Origin of the sequence: Polynucleobacter sp. MG-Unter2-18 (assembly GCF_018687675.1) — a bacterium.
GTDB lineage: Bacteria > Pseudomonadota > Gammaproteobacteria > Burkholderiales > Burkholderiaceae > Polynucleobacter.
The window spans coordinates 1,524,001-1,541,839 of record NZ_CP061302.1; the positions used below are offsets into that span (position 1 = coordinate 1,524,001).

20 protein-coding genes are annotated in these 17,839 nt (G+C 45.7%); 11 read left to right on the plus strand and 9 right to left on the minus strand.

What is annotated here, in order from left to right:
• The first annotated feature begins 38 nt into the window (after positions 1–38).
• The gene (locus C2759_RS07975; RefSeq protein ID WP_251366947.1) at positions 39–965 is read left to right on the plus strand and encodes a tripartite tricarboxylate transporter substrate binding protein; all 927 of its coding nucleotides are present in this window, start codon (positions 39–41) and stop codon (positions 963–965) included.
• Between the two features lie 15 nt (positions 966–980).
• On the opposite strand, the gene crcB is transcribed toward C2759_RS07975, so the two are convergent.
• The 4 genes from crcB to C2759_RS07995 are packed head-to-tail and all read right to left on the minus strand — an operon-like array spanning position 981 to position 2,506.
• A complete protein-coding gene (crcB, locus tag C2759_RS07980) occupies positions 981–1,358 on the minus strand; it encodes a fluoride efflux transporter CrcB (RefSeq protein WP_215354453.1) in 378 nt (125 codons plus the stop codon).
• Between the two features lie 9 nt (positions 1,359–1,367).
• A complete protein-coding gene (gene ygiD / locus C2759_RS07985; protein WP_215354456.1) occupies positions 1,368–2,147 on the minus strand; it encodes a 4,5-DOPA dioxygenase extradiol in 780 nt (259 codons plus the stop codon).
• Between the two features lie 9 nt (positions 2,148–2,156).
• Positions 2,157–2,294, minus strand: a complete 138-nt coding sequence (locus C2759_RS07990) for a hypothetical protein (RefSeq protein ID WP_170217005.1) — start codon at positions 2,292–2,294, stop codon at positions 2,157–2,159.
• A gap of 44 nt (positions 2,295–2,338) precedes the next feature.
• The gene (locus C2759_RS07995; RefSeq protein ID WP_215354458.1) at positions 2,339–2,506 is read right to left on the minus strand and encodes a hypothetical protein; all 168 of its coding nucleotides are present in this window, start codon (positions 2,504–2,506) and stop codon (positions 2,339–2,341) included.
• 28 nt (positions 2,507–2,534) lie between these two features.
• Between C2759_RS07995 and C2759_RS08000 the strand changes: the two genes are divergently transcribed.
• Together C2759_RS08000 and C2759_RS08005 are read left to right on the plus strand one after the other, a co-directional pair.
• A complete protein-coding gene (locus C2759_RS08000; protein ID WP_215354460.1) occupies positions 2,535–3,197 on the plus strand; it encodes a site-2 protease family protein in 663 nt (220 codons plus the stop codon).
• Positions 3,198–3,256: 59 nt separating this feature from the next.
• A complete protein-coding gene (locus tag C2759_RS08005; RefSeq protein ID WP_046330631.1) occupies positions 3,257–3,709 on the plus strand; it encodes a cytochrome c in 453 nt (150 codons plus the stop codon).
• On the opposite strand, the gene C2759_RS08010 is transcribed toward C2759_RS08005, so the two are convergent.
• On the minus strand, positions 3,710–4,390 hold the full coding sequence (locus C2759_RS08010; protein WP_215354461.1) for a cytochrome b/b6 domain-containing protein: 681 nt from the start codon (positions 4,388–4,390) through the stop codon (positions 3,710–3,712).
• A 44-nt stretch (positions 4,391–4,434) separates the two neighbouring features.
• Here C2759_RS08010 and C2759_RS08015 point away from each other — a divergent pair, with 44 nt between their 5' ends.
• Entirely contained in the window at positions 4,435–5,640 is a 1,206-nt protein-coding gene (locus tag C2759_RS08015) for an MFS transporter (RefSeq protein ID WP_215354464.1), read from the plus strand.
• Between the two features lie 27 nt (positions 5,641–5,667).
• Here C2759_RS08015 and C2759_RS08020 read toward each other — a convergent pair whose 3' ends face one another.
• Complete coding sequence (locus C2759_RS08020; protein WP_215354467.1) at positions 5,668–6,609, minus strand: 3-hydroxyacyl-CoA dehydrogenase family protein; 942 nt, start codon at positions 6,607–6,609, stop codon at positions 5,668–5,670.
• Between the two features lie 84 nt (positions 6,610–6,693).
• Between C2759_RS08020 and C2759_RS08025 the strand changes: the two genes are divergently transcribed.
• The 4 genes from C2759_RS08025 (at position 6,694) to C2759_RS08040 (ending at position 11,630) form a co-directional block, all read left to right on the plus strand.
• Positions 6,694–7,623, plus strand: coding sequence for a 2-hydroxyacid dehydrogenase (locus tag C2759_RS08025; RefSeq protein ID WP_215354469.1), 930 nt, complete (start codon positions 6,694–6,696; stop codon positions 7,621–7,623).
• A gap of 12 nt (positions 7,624–7,635) precedes the next feature.
• Entirely contained in the window at positions 7,636–8,562 is a 927-nt protein-coding gene (locus C2759_RS08030; RefSeq protein WP_215354471.1) for a dihydrodipicolinate synthase family protein, read from the plus strand.
• A gap of 28 nt (positions 8,563–8,590) precedes the next feature.
• A complete protein-coding gene (locus tag C2759_RS08035; RefSeq protein ID WP_215354473.1) occupies positions 8,591–9,541 on the plus strand; it encodes a TAXI family TRAP transporter solute-binding subunit in 951 nt (316 codons plus the stop codon).
• Positions 9,542–9,617: 76 nt separating this feature from the next.
• Complete coding sequence (locus tag C2759_RS08040; RefSeq protein WP_215354476.1) at positions 9,618–11,630, plus strand: TRAP transporter fused permease subunit; 2,013 nt, start codon at positions 9,618–9,620, stop codon at positions 11,628–11,630.
• A 77-nt stretch (positions 11,631–11,707) separates the two neighbouring features.
• On the opposite strand, the gene C2759_RS08045 is transcribed toward C2759_RS08040, so the two are convergent.
• Positions 11,708–12,841, minus strand: coding sequence for a mandelate racemase/muconate lactonizing enzyme family protein (locus C2759_RS08045; RefSeq protein WP_215354479.1), 1,134 nt, complete (start codon positions 12,839–12,841; stop codon positions 11,708–11,710).
• Positions 12,842–12,972: 131 nt separating this feature from the next.
• Between C2759_RS08045 and C2759_RS08050 the strand changes: the two genes are divergently transcribed.
• A complete protein-coding gene (locus tag C2759_RS08050) occupies positions 12,973–14,412 on the plus strand; it encodes a M23 family metallopeptidase (RefSeq protein ID WP_251366948.1) in 1,440 nt (479 codons plus the stop codon).
• Between the two features lie 64 nt (positions 14,413–14,476).
• Here the strand turns inward: C2759_RS08050 and C2759_RS08055 are convergent, their stop codons facing one another.
• A complete protein-coding gene (locus tag C2759_RS08055; protein ID WP_215354481.1) occupies positions 14,477–14,917 on the minus strand; it encodes a universal stress protein in 441 nt (146 codons plus the stop codon).
• An 88-nt stretch (positions 14,918–15,005) separates the two neighbouring features.
• On the opposite strand from C2759_RS08055, the gene C2759_RS08060 reads away from it, so the two are divergent.
• A complete protein-coding gene (locus C2759_RS08060) occupies positions 15,006–15,407 on the plus strand; it encodes a DUF2177 family protein (protein ID WP_215354484.1) in 402 nt (133 codons plus the stop codon).
• A gap of 13 nt (positions 15,408–15,420) precedes the next feature.
• On the plus strand, positions 15,421–17,049 hold the full coding sequence (locus C2759_RS08065; protein WP_215354486.1) for a SulP family inorganic anion transporter: 1,629 nt from the start codon (positions 15,421–15,423) through the stop codon (positions 17,047–17,049).
• Between the two features lie 5 nt (positions 17,050–17,054).
• On the opposite strand, the gene C2759_RS08070 is transcribed toward C2759_RS08065, so the two are convergent.
• A complete protein-coding gene (locus C2759_RS08070) occupies positions 17,055–17,786 on the minus strand; it encodes a sulfite exporter TauE/SafE family protein (protein WP_215354488.1) in 732 nt (243 codons plus the stop codon).
• Positions 17,787–17,839 lie beyond the last annotated feature (53 nt).

The window sequence follows — 17,839 nt, forward strand, 5'->3', positions numbered from 1 at the left end:
GACTGCTAAAGACATTTATATTCAGCGTGGCATTACTCATGGTTTCTACGCCACAAGCGCAAACTAATTACCCCACTAAACCTATCACTATCGTTGTGCCTTACGGCGCAGGTGGGAGCGCAGACTCTCGCAGTAGGCAGCTGGCGCAAAAAATGAGCTTGATTCTGAAACAGCCTTTTGTCATTGACAACAAACCAGGTGCTGGCGGAAATATCGGCACTGAGTTTATTGCAAAAGCTGCGCCAGATGGCTACACCATTGGGATGGGAAACTTTGCACCAATGGCGGTAAACAAAACGCTTTTTGGCAATTTACGGTATGACCCAGAGACGGATCTGACCCCCATCATCCTAATAGAAAAGGGTCCACTAATTCTGGTGGTGAACCCAAATTCCCCGTACAAAACTATTCAAGATATTGTTGCAGCAGCTAAGGCAAAACCAGGGACTCTGACATTCTCCTCAGGAGGAATCGGTGGCAGTCATCAACTCTCAGCTGAGCTGTTTATGCAAAATGCCGGCATTCAAATGATTCATGTGCCCTATAAGAGTGGTTCTGCTGCTTTAACGGATTTGATGGCAGGTAACGTCGATATGATGTTTGATCAGATGTACTCTGCAGTTCCCAATATCAAAGCAGATAAACTGCGTCCTATTGCCATCACGAGTAAAAAGAGATCTCCACTATTTCCAAATGTACCCAGCTTTGCAGAGCTGAGCTACCCTAAGGTGGAAGTACTCAATTGGCAAGGATTTATTGCGCCTGCTGGCACACCTAAGCGCATTATCGACACATTAAATAAGGCCGCTAATGAGGCGCTGAAAGATCCACAGCTAAGAGAGTTAATGCTCTCCCAAGGAAATGAAATTGGCGGTGGTAGTCCCGCCGATTTTGCAGCCCTGATCAAATCAGAGGCTGCAAAATGGAGTGCTGTGGTTAGGGCCGGAAACATCAAGCCCGAGTAAGCTAGATACGCAAACTTACTTCAGTGCCTGGTAAGTCAGAATACCTAAAAAAGTTAAGCAGAGTGAGCCAGCTAAATGTAGGAGCGCAGTACCCAGTGCCCAGCTCACTTCGCCACGCTGCATAAAACCGACCACTTCAGCAGAAAAGCTAGAGAAGGTAGTAAGGCCACCTAAAAAACCGGTAATCACAAATAACTTCCACTCGGGGGAGAGACTTTGGTTGTTACCAAAAAAGGCCACGGCAATTCCGATGAAATAACCTCCAACCATATTAGAAATAAACGTTCCTAACGGAAGGGTCGAGGCAACACTGCCCGTTACGAGATTAAAACCCGCCCTCAGCAAAGCGCCAAGACCTGCGCCACAAAAAATTGCAAGAAAAGATAGCCACATATTCAGTATTTATTGGATTGAAAAAGTGAGCATGCTAATGGAGCTCATTTCTAATCCATCCACTAACACCTTCGAGGTTTCACCCGGCTCTTGCAATGCAAGCGCATATAAAGCTGGCCAATAGTGCTCAGGGGTCGGAATAGATAAATGCGCGGCATCGCCACACCGCTCCCAGTGAATTAAATTGTCGTGATGATTTGCGCGCATCTCCGAAACAAAAAAGTCATTGAACTCCCTAGCCCATGGATAAGGTGTCGCACCCTCCTCCCAATGAATCGTGTGCAGGTTATGCACAACATTTCCGCTAGCCAGAACGAGAATATTTTCATCACGCAGAGGGCGTAACTTTTTAGCAAGTGTGTAATGCTCACTCGCAGACATGGATCCATCTAGACTCAATTGAACCACTGGTACATCTGCATTTGGATAGAGGTATTTCAGAACAGACCATGCGCCATGATCAATGCCCCATTCGTTCTCCTCAAGCACTACTGGAACATCCAATAATTCTTTTATACGATCTGCCAGTGCGGGACTTCCGGGCGCTGGATATTGAATATCAAACAAGACTTGGGGAAATCCACCAAAATCATGAATAGTTTTAGGTTTGGGCATTGCAGTAACCCAGACTCCGCGGGTTACCCAATGGGCAGAGATGACTAAGATGGCATCTGGGCGCTTAAGTGATTTACCAAGATTGGCCCAAGAAGCGGTATAGCGATTGGGCTCAATGGCGTACATCGGACTGCCATGACCAGCAAATACTGCGGGTTGGCGCTGGCTAGTCATTACTGCAGATTAGCCAAATACGTAGCCAGTGTGTGCTGCAACTAATGCAAACAAAATAGCCAAGCTAGTGGCGGCTGCCAACATCACGATCAAAGTGATGATTTTCTTGTTGACTTCTTCTTTCGACTCTTTATGCCATTCGTTCATGCTAAATCCCCATTAAACACATTATTTGATAGTGTAATTATCCACTATCGGCCGCGGCCAGCCTTGCGCATCATGGCTTTTCCGCCACCAAATCCTGCCTGAGGCCTACCGCCTGGGCCCGATGGACCTTTTGGGGCTGGTGGACGGGCTGCGGGCTTAGCTACTACAGGCTTAGCGGGGGTTTTTGATTCAGGTTTTTTGTCGTCAGTCACTTTTAGCTCCTATGGATATCATATTGCCATGATTTCTGACTATTCTATCCAAGCTGTCGCCATTAATGCGATTCCTTTGATTTTCGCCATCACCATTCATGAGGCTGCCCATGGCTATGCAGCCCGTAAATTTGGTGACAACACCGCTTATATGCTCGGGAGAGTTACTCTCAACCCCATTAAACATATAGATCCGGTGGGTACTATCCTCATTCCCCTGCTATTGATTTTGAGCGGATCCCCATTTTTAGTAGGCTATGCCAAGCCAGTCCCAGTCAATTTTGGACGTCTGCGTAACCCCCGCATTGACTCTATTTGGGTAGCTCTGGCTGGACCTGGGTCGAATTTCATCCAAGCCCTCATTTGGGCCATTCTCCTAGTTCTTCTCTTTGGTTTTGATGTGAATGAGCGATTTCTCTTGGCAGTGGCTCAAGCGGGTATTACCTGGAACCTAGTCTTACTCGTGTTTAACCTCTTCCCCCTTCCGCCATTAGATGGTGGCCGCATTCTGGCGAGCTTATTGCCGGCTCGCCAATCCATCGCCTTCGGAAAACTAGAGCCCTATGGATTCTTTATCGTTCTGGCACTCGTTTTTACAGGGCTCATTGGTAGCTTTTGGATGGAGCCCTTGACGGCCTTTTTTAAGGGTGTTGTTTACTTTGTCACACTTCCCCTGCAAATGCTTTTCTGAAGTATTCTCAAAATTCGAACTCATCAGCGGTAACTCACTGATCTCACTGGAGCTTAACTATGAAACTGAAACATTTAATTTTGGCTGCTATCGCGCCCACACTAGTCGCCGGAACAGGCCTTGCTTACGCACAATTTAAAAAACCAGAAGACGCTATTAAATATCGTCAAAGTGCTTTTACTGTGATGGCTAATTCCTTTGGAAAAATTGCTGCCGTTGTTAAAGGCGAGGCGCCATTTAATAAAGATGAAGTAGCAAAGAATGCAGCTGTTGTTGCCATGATCTCAACTTTGCCATGGCAAGCATTTGGTCCTGGCACAGAAGGTGGCAATGCACTTCCAGGCGTATGGTCAGATAACGCTAAATTTAAAGCGGCTGGAGAAAAAATGCAGTTGGCTGTTGCCAGCCTGAATACCGCTGCACAGTCAGGTGATCAAGAAGCAATCAAAAAGGCTTTTGGTGCAGCAGGCGCTACCTGCAAAGGTTGCCATGATGACTTTAAGAAAAAGTAATCAGCTAGTAATGAAGTAACCTAGCGTTACCGCAATGAGGCTCAGTAGCAATAGTGCAAGGCCTCTTTGCAAACTTCCATCCTTGGAAGCCTGACCCAAGTCTGCAGAGAGATTAATTTCTGTTTCGCTTGGGTCAATTTCTTTATCGCCCACTAACATGGGCTTGATTAAATTCTCACCTTTAAATTTTTGGTAATACAGAATTGCGCATAAATGAAGTGAAATCACAATAATCAGAATGTTCTCATTAAAATAATGAATTGACGTAAACAGCTGAACCACGTCATTAGAAACATATTTTGCGAATGGCCCCTCAAATGCAATGTCATCATTTGCAAAAAGACCGGTTACCGCTTGAAGGCCAACTGAAAAAAGTAGGGCCAGAACAGACAAAGCACCCAAGGGGTTATGACCAAGCCCCGCTTCGGTCTTATCTCTTAGAAAATGTATTAAGCCCTTTGGACTCGGCACAAAATGCATGAAGCGCGCATGATAAGAGCCGACAAAGCCCCAGATGATTCTGAAAATAATTAAGCTGAGTACACAGTAACCAGAAAATGCATGCCAACTCATTGCATTACCGCCAATCTTGACGGTAACAAAACTCAGAATGATGCCGGCTACCAAAAGCCAGTGAAATAAGCGAATCGGCAAATCCCAAACACGGATGATTTTTTTCATATCTAAAGAATAAATCACTACCCCCTTTAGAATAAGAAAAATTCATGAAAACTAGCCAAGCCTTTAAAACTCTGCTGCTCTACCGTATAGGCGCAACCCTGAGCTATCAAATCATGATGGTCGCAGTAGGATGGCATATTTATGAGATTACCAATAGCGTCATTTCCCTTGGACTAATCGGTCTTGCGGAACTCATTCCTTACTTTGCATTAGCCCTTTATGCTGGACATGCAGTAGATCGCCATTCTCGGAAATGGATTGCTGCGATTGCCTGCACCTTGCATATTGCCGTCGCCTTGTTTCTAGTTGCAATAGCCCTCGACTGGTTGGCGCCGCCAGTTCTCTTAATTTATTCAGCGGTAGCGTTTTTAGGTTTTGCTCGCGCACTCTTGCGACCTTCATATCAGGCCATCTTCGGACAAATCATTCCCCGAGATCAAATGCCACGCTATACCGCTTATGCATCTTCTGCATTTCAGATTTGCGTAGTAACTGGACCGGGTCTGGGCGGGCTCATGATTGGATTCGCTGGATTGGAGTGGACTTATGCCCTTGCTGCATTGAGTGGAGCTGTCGGTCTATATGGGGTGAGCTTCATTCGCATCCAACATGAACACTCAGAAGGCATGAGTAAGGATTTCTTAAAAAGCTTTTTGGAAGGTTTTCATTACGTACGAAAACACGATTTAATTGTCAGTATCATGCTGCTCGATTTGTTTGCCGTATTGTTCGGCGGCGCAGTATCTATACTCCCCGCCTTTGTTAAAGAGGTTCTCAATGCCGGTCCTGAGACCCTGGGAATTCTGAGAGCAGCACCAGCAGCTGGGGCTGTGATTACTGGTCTTTACTTGGCACGTCGACCCCTGCTAGAAGATTGTGGAAGACATTTATTGCTATCAGTCGGCGGCTTTGGAGTCGCGATTATTGCCTTTGGGCTTTCAAACAATCTTTGGCTGTGCGCACTATTCTTATTTATTTCCGGCTGCTTTGACTCTATCTCAGTAGTGATCCGTGGCAGCATTATGCAATTGACTACCCCAGATCAGATGCGGGGTAGGATCAGTGCAATCAATGGAATATTTATTGGCTCCTCCAATGAATTGGGCGCACTTGAATCTGGAGTTGCAGCAAGTCTAATGGGGCTTGTTCCATCAATCGTATTTGGTGGAGCAGCGACCTTACTAGTTGTCCTGCTCACTTACAAGCTTGCGCCTCAACTCAGAAACCTGAATCTCAAAGACCTTACCTAAAACTGACTCAGCTAATCTTAGTTAAACTTAGTCAATCTTCGGCAAATCTTTTTGAATAATCTTTAAACCTTCGCGCAAGGCTTCCTGGTAGCGCTCTCGCTCCGCCTTCATGGTTTCTGCAGTCCAAGAATAAAAGCCCTCGCCGGTTTTCATACCCAGCTTGCCGCTGGCAATACGATCACTTAAGCATTTGGCAATATCTGGAGAATTATTCAGGGTCGGATAAATCGTGGCGCCGCCGGCACCATGCACGTCGAGTCCAGCATGGTCTCTTTGCATTGCAGGTCCTGCAGCGATGTATCGAAAGCCAAAGCCAAAACGTACGGCCTTATCAATATCTTCCAAGCTAGCAATCCCAGCATCAACCATTGCGAAGGCTTCGCGAGACAAGGCATGCTGCAGTCGATTTGCCAAGAAGCCTGGTAAATCTTTTTTCACGGTAACGGGAACCATGCCGCAAGCTGTCATCAGACGAGAAAGGCTTTCACCTACCATCGGCGAAGTCTTTGCACCATAGACCACTTCTACACAAGGCACTAGGTGTGCAGGCATGAAGAAATGTAAGCCAATCATCCGTGCCGCCGTTTTCAGTCCCGCTGAAATATCGCTGATCGGAAAGCTAGTGCTATTGCTCGCCAAGACCGCCTCTGGTTTTGCATATTGTTCTAGTTTGGCAAATAACTCTTGCTTGATGTCCAGGCGCTCAGGCACGCACTCGATCACTAAATCCACTTCCGACCAATCTATCTCTTCCAAGGAGCCAGCTGTCGAGAGTAAATGTAGGCGGCGCTCATAACCAAGATCGATCATGGTGTTGGCAAAGTAATCTGGCAAAAGTGCGCGGCGCTCGGTAGTCGGTTCCAGCACCTGAACTGCACAACCCCCGCGTGCACAAACAGCCGCTACATCGGCACCCATAGTGCCGCCACCAACGATGACGACCTTAGTTTCGGATGGGTTAAACAACATCTCAATTTCTCCTTCGGGGGCAAGATAAGGATCAAAAATCCTCTTACAATGCTTGCATTATTCCAATAAAAAAGTAAGTGAGACATGATCCCAGTCAATTCAGTACTGCAGGTCGGGCAATTTCCTGAGGTAATGCAAGCGGCTATTGACCGGCGCATTACCCCGGTTCGCTTTCCTGATCTCACCGCCAATCTGCCGCCAGGCTCTTATGAGAGTATTTTGATTCGCTCAAACACTCAGTTGCCCGCCCAATTGCTTGAGAAACTCCCTACGGTAAAGATGGTGGCCACTTGTGGCGTAGGTTATGACAATCTCCCCTTGGATTACCTCAAGGCGCATGGAATCAAGGCTAGTAATACCCCAGGTGTTTTAAATGACGCTGTTTGCGAACTCGCGATTGGCATGCTCTTTGGTTTATTGCGCCGCATTCCACAGGCGCACGAGTTCGTTAAAAGTGCTGCTTGGTCCAAGGGTTTATTTACCGTCACGACAACTCTTGCTGGTAAACGGGTCGGGATTGCAGGGATGGGTCGTATTGGCCAAGATCTGGCAAAACGCTTAGAGCCGTTCAAAGTTAATTTAGCCTATACCGGTCCGACGCAAAAAGATCTACCCTACGAGTACTTCCCCGACATTCAATCTTTGGCAAAAGCATCTGACGTCCTTTTTCTCGCTTGCCCCGCTACTCCAGAAACAGAAAAAATGATCAATGCGAAAGTCTTAGAAGCTCTCGGACCTCAGGGCTATCTTATTAATATTGCACGCGGTAGCGTAGTAGATGAGGCTGCACTTTTAGTTGCACTGCAGCAAAAATGGATTGCTGGGGCAGCGCTCGATGTGTTTGAAAATGAACCAAATCCAAACCCAAAGTTCTTAAATATCGATAATGTTCTATTAACTCCGCATATTGGAAGTGCGACCTCCGAAACGCGGCAATTGATGACAAATTTAGCAATAGATAACTTAGAAGCTTTCTATAATAAAAAACCACTTCTGACCGAAGTAAAAAATTAAAACGGAGCAAGTATGACAATTACCCTACACCCTTCAACATTACCTGCGGTGCTCTCGCCTGTATTAACTCCGTTTAAAGATGACGGCAGCCCTGATGCACAAAAATTGCTCAAGCAATGCCAATGGCTCGAATCTAATGGTGTTGGCCAAGCAATCTTTGGCACAAATTCAGAAGCCAACTCTATGTCTGCCCCACAAAAAATGGGTGTATTGACAGCATTGATCGAGGGCGGGTTAAATCCGGCTCACATGATGCCTGGCACTGGCGCCACTTCGATTGATGCCACTGTCACGATGACCCGTCATGCAGTTCAACACAAATGTGCCGGCGTATTGATGCTGCCGCCGTTCTATTACAAAGATGTCACTGATGATGGTCTTTTCGCTTTTTACTCAGAAGTCATTCAAAAAGTAGGCGATGCTGGTTTACAAATTTATATTTACAACATTCCACCAGTTACTAAGATTAATTTAAGCCTGTCTTTATTAGAGCGTCTCGCCAAAGCCTATCCGAAGACGATCGTTGGCATGAAAGATAGTTCCGGTGATTGGGCTTACACAGAATCCGTTATTAAACTGTTAGCACCCTCCGGTTTCCGCGTTTATGCTGGTAGCGAAGTCTTTCTCATGCGTACCTTGCACGCTGGTGGCGTAGGCTGTATCTCTGCCACAGCTAACGTAAACCCGGGGGCTATCTCTCATTTAGCAGCGCACTGGAAAGAATCTGATGCAGATCAACGGCAAACTGCTCTAGATCAAGTACGCTCTATATTTGCTCAATATCAAATGATTGCTGGTATGAAAACTGCGGTTGCACATTACAGTAAGGATTCGGAGTGGTTGCGCGTGCGTCCACCACTCATGCAACTGAGTGCCGACCAGCAAGCAAAGTTGTTGAGTGAGCTACAAAAGATTAATTTCAGCATGCCAGGCCTTTAATTTAATAGATGCAAAACAGGAGACAAAAATGAAGCTTATAAAAGTAATTGCCGTATCCATCACAATGTTGTTCGGTGCTGCACAAGCACAAAACATTTCCATCGCAACCGGCGGTACTGGTGGCGTTTATTACCCAATGGGTGGAGGCCTAGCCTCAGTGTTATCCAAGCATGTACCAGGAATGTCAGCCACTGCTGAAGTGACAGGTGGTTCAGTTGATAATTTAAAACTCGTTGGCACTGGTAAACCATACGTTGGCTTCTCAATGGCTGATGCCGCTAAAGATGCTAAAGATGGTGAGGATAAATTTAAGGGCAAGCCAGTAGATTTACGCAATTTACTGATTCTGTATCCAAACCTCATGCACGTTGCTACCGTGGAATCCACTGGCATTAAGACCATGAAAGACCTCAAAGGTAAGCGCATCAGCACAGGCTCACCAGGCAGTGCTACAGAAGTAATGGCTTTTCGCTTGTTAGAGGCTGCAGGGCTGGACAAAGACAAAGATGTCAAGCGTGAGCGTTTGAGCGTTGCAGAATCTGTCAACGCTGTAAAAGACCGCAAGATTGATGCCTTCTTTTGGGTAGGTGGCTTACCAACTGCCGCTGTGACCGATTTAGCAAATAGTCCTGGCATGAAAATTGTCATGGTAGACACTAATGCTGAAGTCCCTGCTATGAATAAAAAATATGGCAATCTTTATTTCCCATCCGAGATTACAAAACAAACTTATAGCGGCATGGAGAAAGATAACAAAGTAGCAGCGGTTGCTAATCTTTTGGTTGTGAACGCTACGATGTCTGATGCAGAGGCATACAAAATTGTTAAGGCTATTTTTGATAACCAACTTGAACTCGTCCGCTCACATGCTGAGTACAGAAATATCAAGTTAGAAAACCAAAAAGCAAATGCCTCACCGATTGCTTATCATCCAGGCGCACTAAAGTACTTTAAAGAAAAAGGTATCAAAGTAAACTAAGCCATATTGGGGTGAGTTAATCTCACCCCTTCTGCTTTAATGCCGTACATAAATATAAAAATAGACTGATATAGACATGAATCAAAATGTAATTGATAACGAAACCCAAGAAAAATTAGACGCCTTCATTAAACAAGAGGAGGGTGATTCTAATGACTACAAAGGTATGCTGGCCGTATTCATTACGCTGGTAGCAATAGGCATGTCTTTATTTCATCTATATGCAGCTTATTCGATCGTTCCAACGCATCAGCTCAGAGTCATTCACGTTGCCTTAGTCTTGTTTTTAGTGTTCTTAAGCTTTCCGATTGCCGCGCGTTTTAAAAATCAATTGAAGTTTTGGGATGTTCTATTTGCCATAGGCTCCATTGCCATCGCTTATTACATTCTGGCTGGCGGCGATGAGCTCATGGACAGAAATACTGACCCAAATTCTACTGACGTCATGTTTGGTATTGCTCTGATCCTGCTCATTCTAGAGAGCGTGAGAAGAACCAATGGCATGGTACTCGTCACCGTTACAGTGCTTTTCTTGCTATACGCCTTCTTTGGCAACTACCTGCCCGCCCCATGGACTCACAAAGGTTATGGCTTAGATCGGCTCGTAGGTTATATGTTCATGAGTCTAGAGGGCATCTATGGCACTGCAGTAGACGTTTCTGCAACCCTGATTATTCTTTTCACCATCTTTGGTGCCTTTCTACAATTTACTGGCGCGGGGAAATTCTTCATCGACTTCTCTTTTGCTGCAATGGGTGGCAAATCATCTGGTGTAGGTAGAACGATTGTCTTGTCCTCTTTCCTCATGGGCGGCCCATCAGGATCCGGTGTGGCAACTACTGTTACGGTCGGCTCTGTAGCTGCGCCCATGCTTGAAAAAGTGGGCTACGAAAAAAATGCCGCAGGTGGTCTTTTAGCTGCAGGCGGACTTGGTGCGATCATCTCACCACCAGTATTGGGAGCGGCTGCCTTTCTGATTGCCGACTTCCTCAAAATCTCCTACTTAGATGTGTTGCTCATGGCAACTATCCCCACAATTCTGTTCTACCTTGGCTTGTTTGTCATGGTTGAAATCGACGTACGTAAGTACGGCATGAAAAATATTCACTTTGCATCCGCAGAAAGCGCTTGGCAGTTAACTAAAAAATATTGGTTTCATTTTTTCTCTTTGATTTCTATCGTAGTTTTTATGATGTTTGGCTTCTCGCCAGTGATGTCAGTCTTTTGGGCTACCATTGTTTCTGCGCTATCTAGTATGTTGCGCGAAGATACCGCCATCATTCCATGGGCTTGGTTTAAAGGTAAAGAACCCATACTCTCTGGTCTTTACAACTCCAGTTTATCGAAGGCGCTCTCATCGGGCTCTACAGGCGTATTAGCGATTGCTGCAACCTGTGCGGGTGCAGGCCTCATCGTTGGTACCGTTACCCTCACTGGCCTGGGTCTCAAATTTAGCTCCATCGTGATTCAGTATGCGGGAGGCTCATTGCTGCTAACGGCTATCTTTACAGCATTGATTGTCTGGATCGTTGGTCTTGCGGTACCAGTAACCGCTTCTTATATTATTTGCGCTGTGATCGCTGCGCCGGCACTCATTAATTTAGGTGTGCCTGCATTTGCTGCACACATGTTCATCTTCTATTACGCAGTACTTTCAGAGGTATCACCCCCAACAGCTTTATCTCCATTTGCTGCGGCCGCAATTTGTAAAGGGAATCCTTATAAAACTACTTTACAAACCTGGAAATACGTTGCCCCAGCAATCTTGGTGCCATTCATGTTTGTCCTTGATAAGTCAGGCGTAAGTTTGCTCCTGATGGGATCTACCAGCGCTTTAGAGCAGGCCGACTGGACTCAGATTGCATGGATCTCATTTACTGCTGTAGTTGGCATCATTTGTTTAGCCGGCGGCTTGCAGGGTTGGTTTATTGAGAAAACCAAAGTATTTGAGCGTGTGATCATGGTGATCTCTGGGGTGGCTTTAGCTTACCCCTCTACGGAAGCTGATCTCATTGGTTTTATTGGATTTGCTTTGGTACTCATCACTCAACTCATTACTCACTACAAACTCAATCCCAAATCTACTTGAACATCTTGAATTAGTTCAAGATTATAAAAAATCCCGCCTCTTGAGCGGGATTTTTTATTACTGAGAATGTAAATACATTAAATGATCTTCGTCCAGGCAGCCTTACCAGCATACTTTTTGACAGCAGCTTCATCAAACTCAAATCCTAAGCCTGGCGTCTTATGCAAGATCAAATCACCGTTCTTGAAGGTGAGCTGCTTGTTAATCAATCTACGGAAGTTTAAGACCTGATCATCTAAGAAGAATTCTACAAAACGCGCATTTGGTGTTGCTGCCACTAAAGGAGCATGCAGATCATGCATCCAATGTGGGCAAACAATCACACCCTTTAAATCTGCATACGCAGAAATACGACGCCACTCCGTGATACCGCCACAGACTGCTGCATCTGACTGCAAAATAGCGACACCACCAGCTTCAATTAACTCCCTAAAACGCCAGCGTCCAGCCTCCATCTCACCAGTAGCAACGTTGATCTTGGTCTGACGAGCTAGGGCCGCATGCAGATCGATAGCATCTGGGGAAAATGGCTCTTCGATCCAATAGGGGTTGTAAGCCTCAAAGCGACGAACATACTCAAGGGCAGTCGGCAGATCGCGCCAGGCATTGTTAGCATCTAGTGTCAGCAAAACATCGTCGCCTACAGCCTTACGAGCAGCCTTAACCCTAGCCTCTTCTTCTCTTGGGGATAGTCGCCCTACTTTCATTTTGACGGCCTTAAAGCCCTGCTTTACGTAGGACTCCATTTCCTTACCCAACATGGCGGGTGTTTTACCATCAAGGTAGTAGCCACCGCTGGCATAAGCTGGAACGCGATCATCTACGACTGATCCCAAGTATTGGTGGAGAGGCAATTTAGCAGCACGGGCATTTAAGTCCCAAAGGGCAGTATCGAGGATTGAGATGCCGCGCATCACTGCACCGGCGCGCCCCTGCAAAATAGACTCGTTATACATATCCATCCACAGACCTTCACTGCGATGACTATTTTGACCAATCAGTTTTGGGGCTAGCAATTGCTCCACGGCAATCTTGGCAATATCTCCACCCGCACTACCGACATAGCAAAATCCAATACCCTCATTGCCATCCTTGCCTCGAACTTTAACCAGGCAATAGTGCCGCTCCGAAACCGTTCGAGTGGAAAAGGAGGTGACCTTATCTAGAGGCACCGCTACAGCAGCAACTGATACAGACTCAATAATCGGCATGACAATTCCTTTAACTAAAAATTTATTGTATCTACAACTTTTGCCACTTTCCTTGACCAACTTCAATAGAAAATTGCTGCACTACAACATAAAAAATAGTGGGCTTGGTAACAATATTGGATAATTGAGTAGTGAAAAAAATAGTCGGCCAATTACCTTACTTATTGATAAACGTCTTCAAGGTTGCCGGACTCTGTCTAGTAGTGCTTGCCTCAAGCGCACAAGCACAGCAAGCCAGTCAAACTACCAAGGCCAGCAAAACCCCTCAGATAAAACAGAAAGCGGTGAGTCCTAGCAATAAGCAGGCTGGTATTCAGTTGAAAGAAAATTCACTCAATCGCTCCACCAAAAGCATGGAATTAAATCCTGAGTTATTTAAACGGATTGAGGGCACACAAAGCAATGAAAGCGGTGTGAATCTAGACTATCGAGTCCAGCGTGGCTGTCTACGTCGTAGCTTTAACGAGGAGAATCTTCCGGCTAATCTGGGTTTAGAAAACCGAGAACTCAATGATTTCTTCAAATCTCAAACTAAGGGGTTCTTTGATCGAATGCGGGGTAATTGCATCCCTTATGCATTAGCTCTAGGTAGCCGCAACCGCTTCGAATCCTTGAGTGTCATGAATGGCCCGATACAGGATGCCAAGACTGAGATTTGGACTTTTACGCCATCAGCAGCGGGTAACTTCTTAATTCAGCAGGACTACCTCAGAGATGAATCCAAGCGCTTTACGGAAATCCAATTACCTCTGAGTGCTGTTTTGTATGATCCTAAAAAAGTGGGCGATAAATTACCCGTTGAATTAGTTTGGGAGTTGAACTCCATCATTAAGCAAATTTATCCCGAAGAAAATAATTCGCTTGAAAATACCAATAGCATTGTTCGTCTTATTGTGGACTTTGGCGATAAGGAACGTTGGGCTCAAATTTGGGCGGTAGAAATCATTGAACCATCCTCTAGTGAAGTATTTGCCAGCGCTTTTTGGGTCGAAAGAAATGATATCCCCGGGGGCTTTTATACCTCTAGCGGAGAATCGATTGAACGCACCTTCTGGACGAATCCCCTGAGCTATCGACGCATCTCCCGCGGAGTTGGTAGTGTAAGAGCATCAAGCAAAAGAGCTGCACCACCAAAGAACGGTAGCGCTGTTGTCGCCGCTCCCAAGCAGAGATATCGCACTCATATGGGAATTGATTATTCGGCGCCCACTGGGACGCCCATCTTTAGCGTAGCCACAGGCAAGGTAGTACATTTGGGCTATAGCGGTGCCTTTGGTAACCTCATCATTCTTGAGCATCCTGGAAACTATCGCACCTACTATGCTCACTTGAGCGGCTACAACACCGAACTAGAAGTGGGTAATGAAGTTCGGCGTGGCCTAGAGATTGGCTATGTCGGATCTACTGGACGCTCCACCGGCCCTCACCTCCATTTTGAACTGAGAAAAGATGGGGTCTATGTCGATCCCTATGCTGTAAAAACTCAGTTAGATTTGTGGAATATGCGTGATAGTGATAGTGGATTACTTACTCGAGAAATTCTCTTGCTGGGTACGCCGCTAATTAATTAGTAGGTGCAAATCAGCAATTGAAAAGGGGTCTGATGAGACCCCTTTATTTTTGATGCGCTAGGCACTAACCCAGTACTAATACCGGTATCTTAGAATGCACGATCACCTCATGTGTTTCACTACCCAATAAGACGCTCTTAATACCAGTACGCTTATGCGAGGCCATCACAATCACATCAGCTTTCGATTTCTTGGCGCCATCCAAAATACCCTCTGATAAATTGCTATTAGGAATATGAAGCGTATTTGCTTTTACGCCGGCACCCAACAAAAGAGCGGCCTTTTTCAAGACATCAGTAGCATAAGCTTCGCAGACCTTCTTGTGGTCCTTTTGAGAAATTCCATAGCCCATAGAGCTATCGGAATACACCATCGGAGGCATGGGATCCGAAACATAAACTAATGTCACAGCTGCTTTATCGGCCTTTGCAAGCTCAGCTACCTTTTTTAAAGACTTTTTGCTCACGTCTGAACCATCGACTGGTACTAATAAATGTTTGAACATATTGACTCCTGTTAAATTAACCCTATTAATCTCCATTCCATCATAATCTTTATTACTCAACTAAAAAAACAAGCAAAAGGACACTAAATTGCTCAAGTACTTTGCAGTGTATTTTTCGTTTCTCATCACACTGATCATCATTGATTTAATTTGGCTTCTGGGTATTGCCAGGAATCTCTATCGCGATGAAATGGGTTCGCTCATGGCTAGTGAGCCAAAATTGTGGGCAGGGCTAGCTTTTTATCTTTTATATGCGCTTGGGGCATCCATCTTCGTCATCTTCCCAGCAATTTCAAAACAGTCCTGGATTTACGCAGCGCAGTATGGCGCCCTATTTGGTTTGTTTTGTTATATGACTTACGACCTAACCAATCTTGCAGTGATTCGCGACTTTCCTATGCGCTTGGCATTTGTAGACATTGTCTGGGGATCTGCTGTTACCGCACTATCCGCGACCATCGCCTACTGGGTTGGCAATCGAATCGCTTAACAGTTTTTCGCACATGCGTTTTTTCCACCCCAAACTACTCGACTCCCTTAAGAGCTATAACGGTACTCTTTTCAGTAAAGATATATTGGCAGGCATTACGGTTGGGGTAGTCGCACTACCTTTAGCTATGGCATTTGCGATTGCCAGCGGACTCAAACCAGAAGCAGGTATTTTTACCGCCATCATTGCTGGTGGCTTAATTTCCATCTTGGGCGGCAGTCGCGTGCAAATTGGTGGGCCAGCTGGTGCATTCATCGTCATCGTTTACGGCATTGTTGAGAACTATGGAGTTGCTAATTTACTTTTGGCAACTGTGATGTCGGGGATATTTTTATTCCTGATGGGGCTCTTTCGACTGGGGACATTAATTCGCTTTATTCCAGTAGCGGTCATTATTGGTTTTACCAACGGTATCGCTGTACTGATTGGACTGTCTCAAGTAAAAGAATTTTTTGGTCTTCAAATTACCAAAATGCCTGCTGAGTTTTTTCAAGCAGTTCAAACTCTGTATGCTGCTGCCGATACTGTTAACCCTGTCGCTCTCATGCTATCGATCGGAACCCTCACCCTACTGATTACTTGGCGGATCTTTCAAAAACAGCTTGGTTATCTTGGCCACCTTCCGGGAACTGTCATCGCCATGGCTATCGCCACGATCGTGACGAGTGCATTTAATCTTCCAGTAGATACCATCGGCAGTCGTTTTGGCGGCATCCCCTCAGGTCTACCTAGCTTTGAATGGATTCCTATTAGCTGGAGTACCGCTCAATTTGTGATTGCACCTGCCATTACTCTCGCCCTGCTTGGGGCGATTGAGTCACTACTATGCGCCCGAATTGCTGATGGACTGATTCATGATCGTCATGAGTCTAATCAAGAGCTGATGGCTCAGGGTGTTGCCAATGTAGTTACCCCGTTCTTTGGTGGCATGCCAGCCACCGGAACCATTGCTAGAACGGTGACCAACATACAAAGCGGTGGAAGCACCCCAATTGCCGGGGTCGTTCACTCGGCAACCTTGCTGGTGATTATTCTGTTTGGAGCTCCGCTAGCGAAAAATATTCCTCTAGCTAGCCTAGCCGCGATCCTGATGTTTGTTGCTTGGAATATGGGTGAATGGAAAAAGTTTGCAGACCTCAAGCAATTTCGCCTACCTTATCGCTTAACTATGTTGAGTGTATTTTTTCTGACTATCGTGTTAGACCTCACTGTCGCAATACAGGTAGGCTTACTACTGGCATTTATTACTTTCATTTACCGTATCTCAAGTTTATCTCGCTATGAGCCAGTCAATCTCATTGATTTTCCAGAGCTCAAGCAGTATCAGGGAACTATTGCTGCATTCCGAATTTATGGCGCTATCTTTTTTGGCGCAGTCAAAATTCTGGAAAATATTGAAAACGAACTACCCTCAAAAGTGTTGATACTTGATCTTAAGAATGTGATTTATATCGACGTCTCTGGAATGGATGCTGTACTTGAACTGGAAGCAGTTTGTAAAAATCGTGATATTAAGCTCATGATTTGTGGACTAGCACATCAACCCTACGAGATGGCCACTCGAGCAGGTCTCTTGGAGCGCCTGCCTGTCGATTGCATTCACCCAGATCTACAGCAGGGCATTGCTCGAGCCATCAGTTAATCTCATTAGCTGATACAGAAACCGCCTTTGAGCAAAGCTTCTGGCAAATACCAGGCGCGATAAAAACCAAATAGTGCAGCCGATAACAAAAGGCCTGCAGCAATATATCTCACTACAGCATATTGACTCAGTTGCGCCATAGTTGCTGAAAACTTTGAAATCAGTAATAGATTGGGTAAGGTACCCAAACCAAATGCCAACATTAGCATTGCACCTGTTAAGACATCCCCCGATAAAAAGGCGAGCGGTAAAACACTGTAGACCAAACCACAAGGAACAAGACCCCACACCATTCCACTAAACCAGCGGGATGAAGGACCTGTGAAACTTCCTAAATATTGAGCCCAATAAGTAGCCATGCGTGCGCCTAGCCACTTCCCAAGCAATGGAGAAGTGCTAGATCTTGGGCGCAAAAGACGTAAGCCCATTAGCAATAAAAGGAGTGATGTCATGGCAAACAAGGGGCGCTGAATAGGCACTATATTTTGCTGCCAAAGAACTGCACCAGCCCAAGCAGCTAAGGCGCCGAGCAAAACATAGGTCATCAAACGCCCAGCGTGCATGATGAGCTGAAGATAAAACAGCTCAGACCTACTTTGCAATGGAGCATAAGTCACTCCACTAGAGTTACCTTGACGCTCAATTGCTGCAGCAATACCGCCACACATCAAAGCGCAGTGCCACCCACTGACTAGAGCACCCAAAAAGACTGCCAACACAAGACTGGCGGTTAGCATTGCAGGGAAATATTAAAATGGCACATTATCCGAGTAGAATAAACTGATCTGAT

Coding starts and splice junctions, on each gene's coding strand:
- C2759_RS07975 (WP_251366947.1), top strand. CDS start 39: ATGGTTTCTACGCCACAAGCGCAAACTAATTACCCCACTAAACCTATC.
- crcB (WP_215354453.1), bottom strand. CDS start 1,358: ATGTGGCTATCTTTTCTTGCAATTTTTTGTGGCGCAGGTCTTGGCGCT.
- ygiD (WP_215354456.1), bottom strand. CDS start 2,147: ATGACTAGCCAGCGCCAACCCGCAGTATTTGCTGGTCATGGCAGTCCG.
- C2759_RS07990 (WP_170217005.1), bottom strand. CDS start 2,294: ATGAACGAATGGCATAAAGAGTCGAAAGAAGAAGTCAACAAGAAAATC.
- C2759_RS08000 (WP_215354460.1), top strand. CDS start 2,535: ATGATTTCTGACTATTCTATCCAAGCTGTCGCCATTAATGCGATTCCT.
- C2759_RS08005 (WP_046330631.1), top strand. CDS start 3,257: ATGAAACTGAAACATTTAATTTTGGCTGCTATCGCGCCCACACTAGTC.
- C2759_RS08010 (WP_215354461.1), bottom strand. CDS start 4,390: ATGAAAAAAATCATCCGTGTTTGGGATTTGCCGATTCGCTTATTTCAC.
- C2759_RS08015 (WP_215354464.1), top strand. CDS start 4,435: ATGAAAACTAGCCAAGCCTTTAAAACTCTGCTGCTCTACCGTATAGGC.
- C2759_RS08020 (WP_215354467.1), bottom strand. CDS start 6,609: ATGTTGTTTAACCCATCCGAAACTAAGGTCGTCATCGTTGGTGGCGGC.
- C2759_RS08025 (WP_215354469.1), top strand. CDS start 6,694: ATGATCCCAGTCAATTCAGTACTGCAGGTCGGGCAATTTCCTGAGGTA.
- C2759_RS08030 (WP_215354471.1), top strand. CDS start 7,636: ATGACAATTACCCTACACCCTTCAACATTACCTGCGGTGCTCTCGCCT.
- C2759_RS08035 (WP_215354473.1), top strand. CDS start 8,591: ATGAAGCTTATAAAAGTAATTGCCGTATCCATCACAATGTTGTTCGGT.
- C2759_RS08040 (WP_215354476.1), top strand. CDS start 9,618: ATGAATCAAAATGTAATTGATAACGAAACCCAAGAAAAATTAGACGCC.
- C2759_RS08045 (WP_215354479.1), bottom strand. CDS start 12,841: ATGCCGATTATTGAGTCTGTATCAGTTGCTGCTGTAGCGGTGCCTCTA.
- C2759_RS08055 (WP_215354481.1), bottom strand. CDS start 14,917: ATGTTCAAACATTTATTAGTACCAGTCGATGGTTCAGACGTGAGCAAA.
- C2759_RS08065 (WP_215354486.1), top strand. CDS start 15,421: ATGCGTTTTTTCCACCCCAAACTACTCGACTCCCTTAAGAGCTATAAC.
- C2759_RS08070 (WP_215354488.1), bottom strand. CDS start 17,786: ATGCTAACCGCCAGTCTTGTGTTGGCAGTCTTTTTGGGTGCTCTAGTC.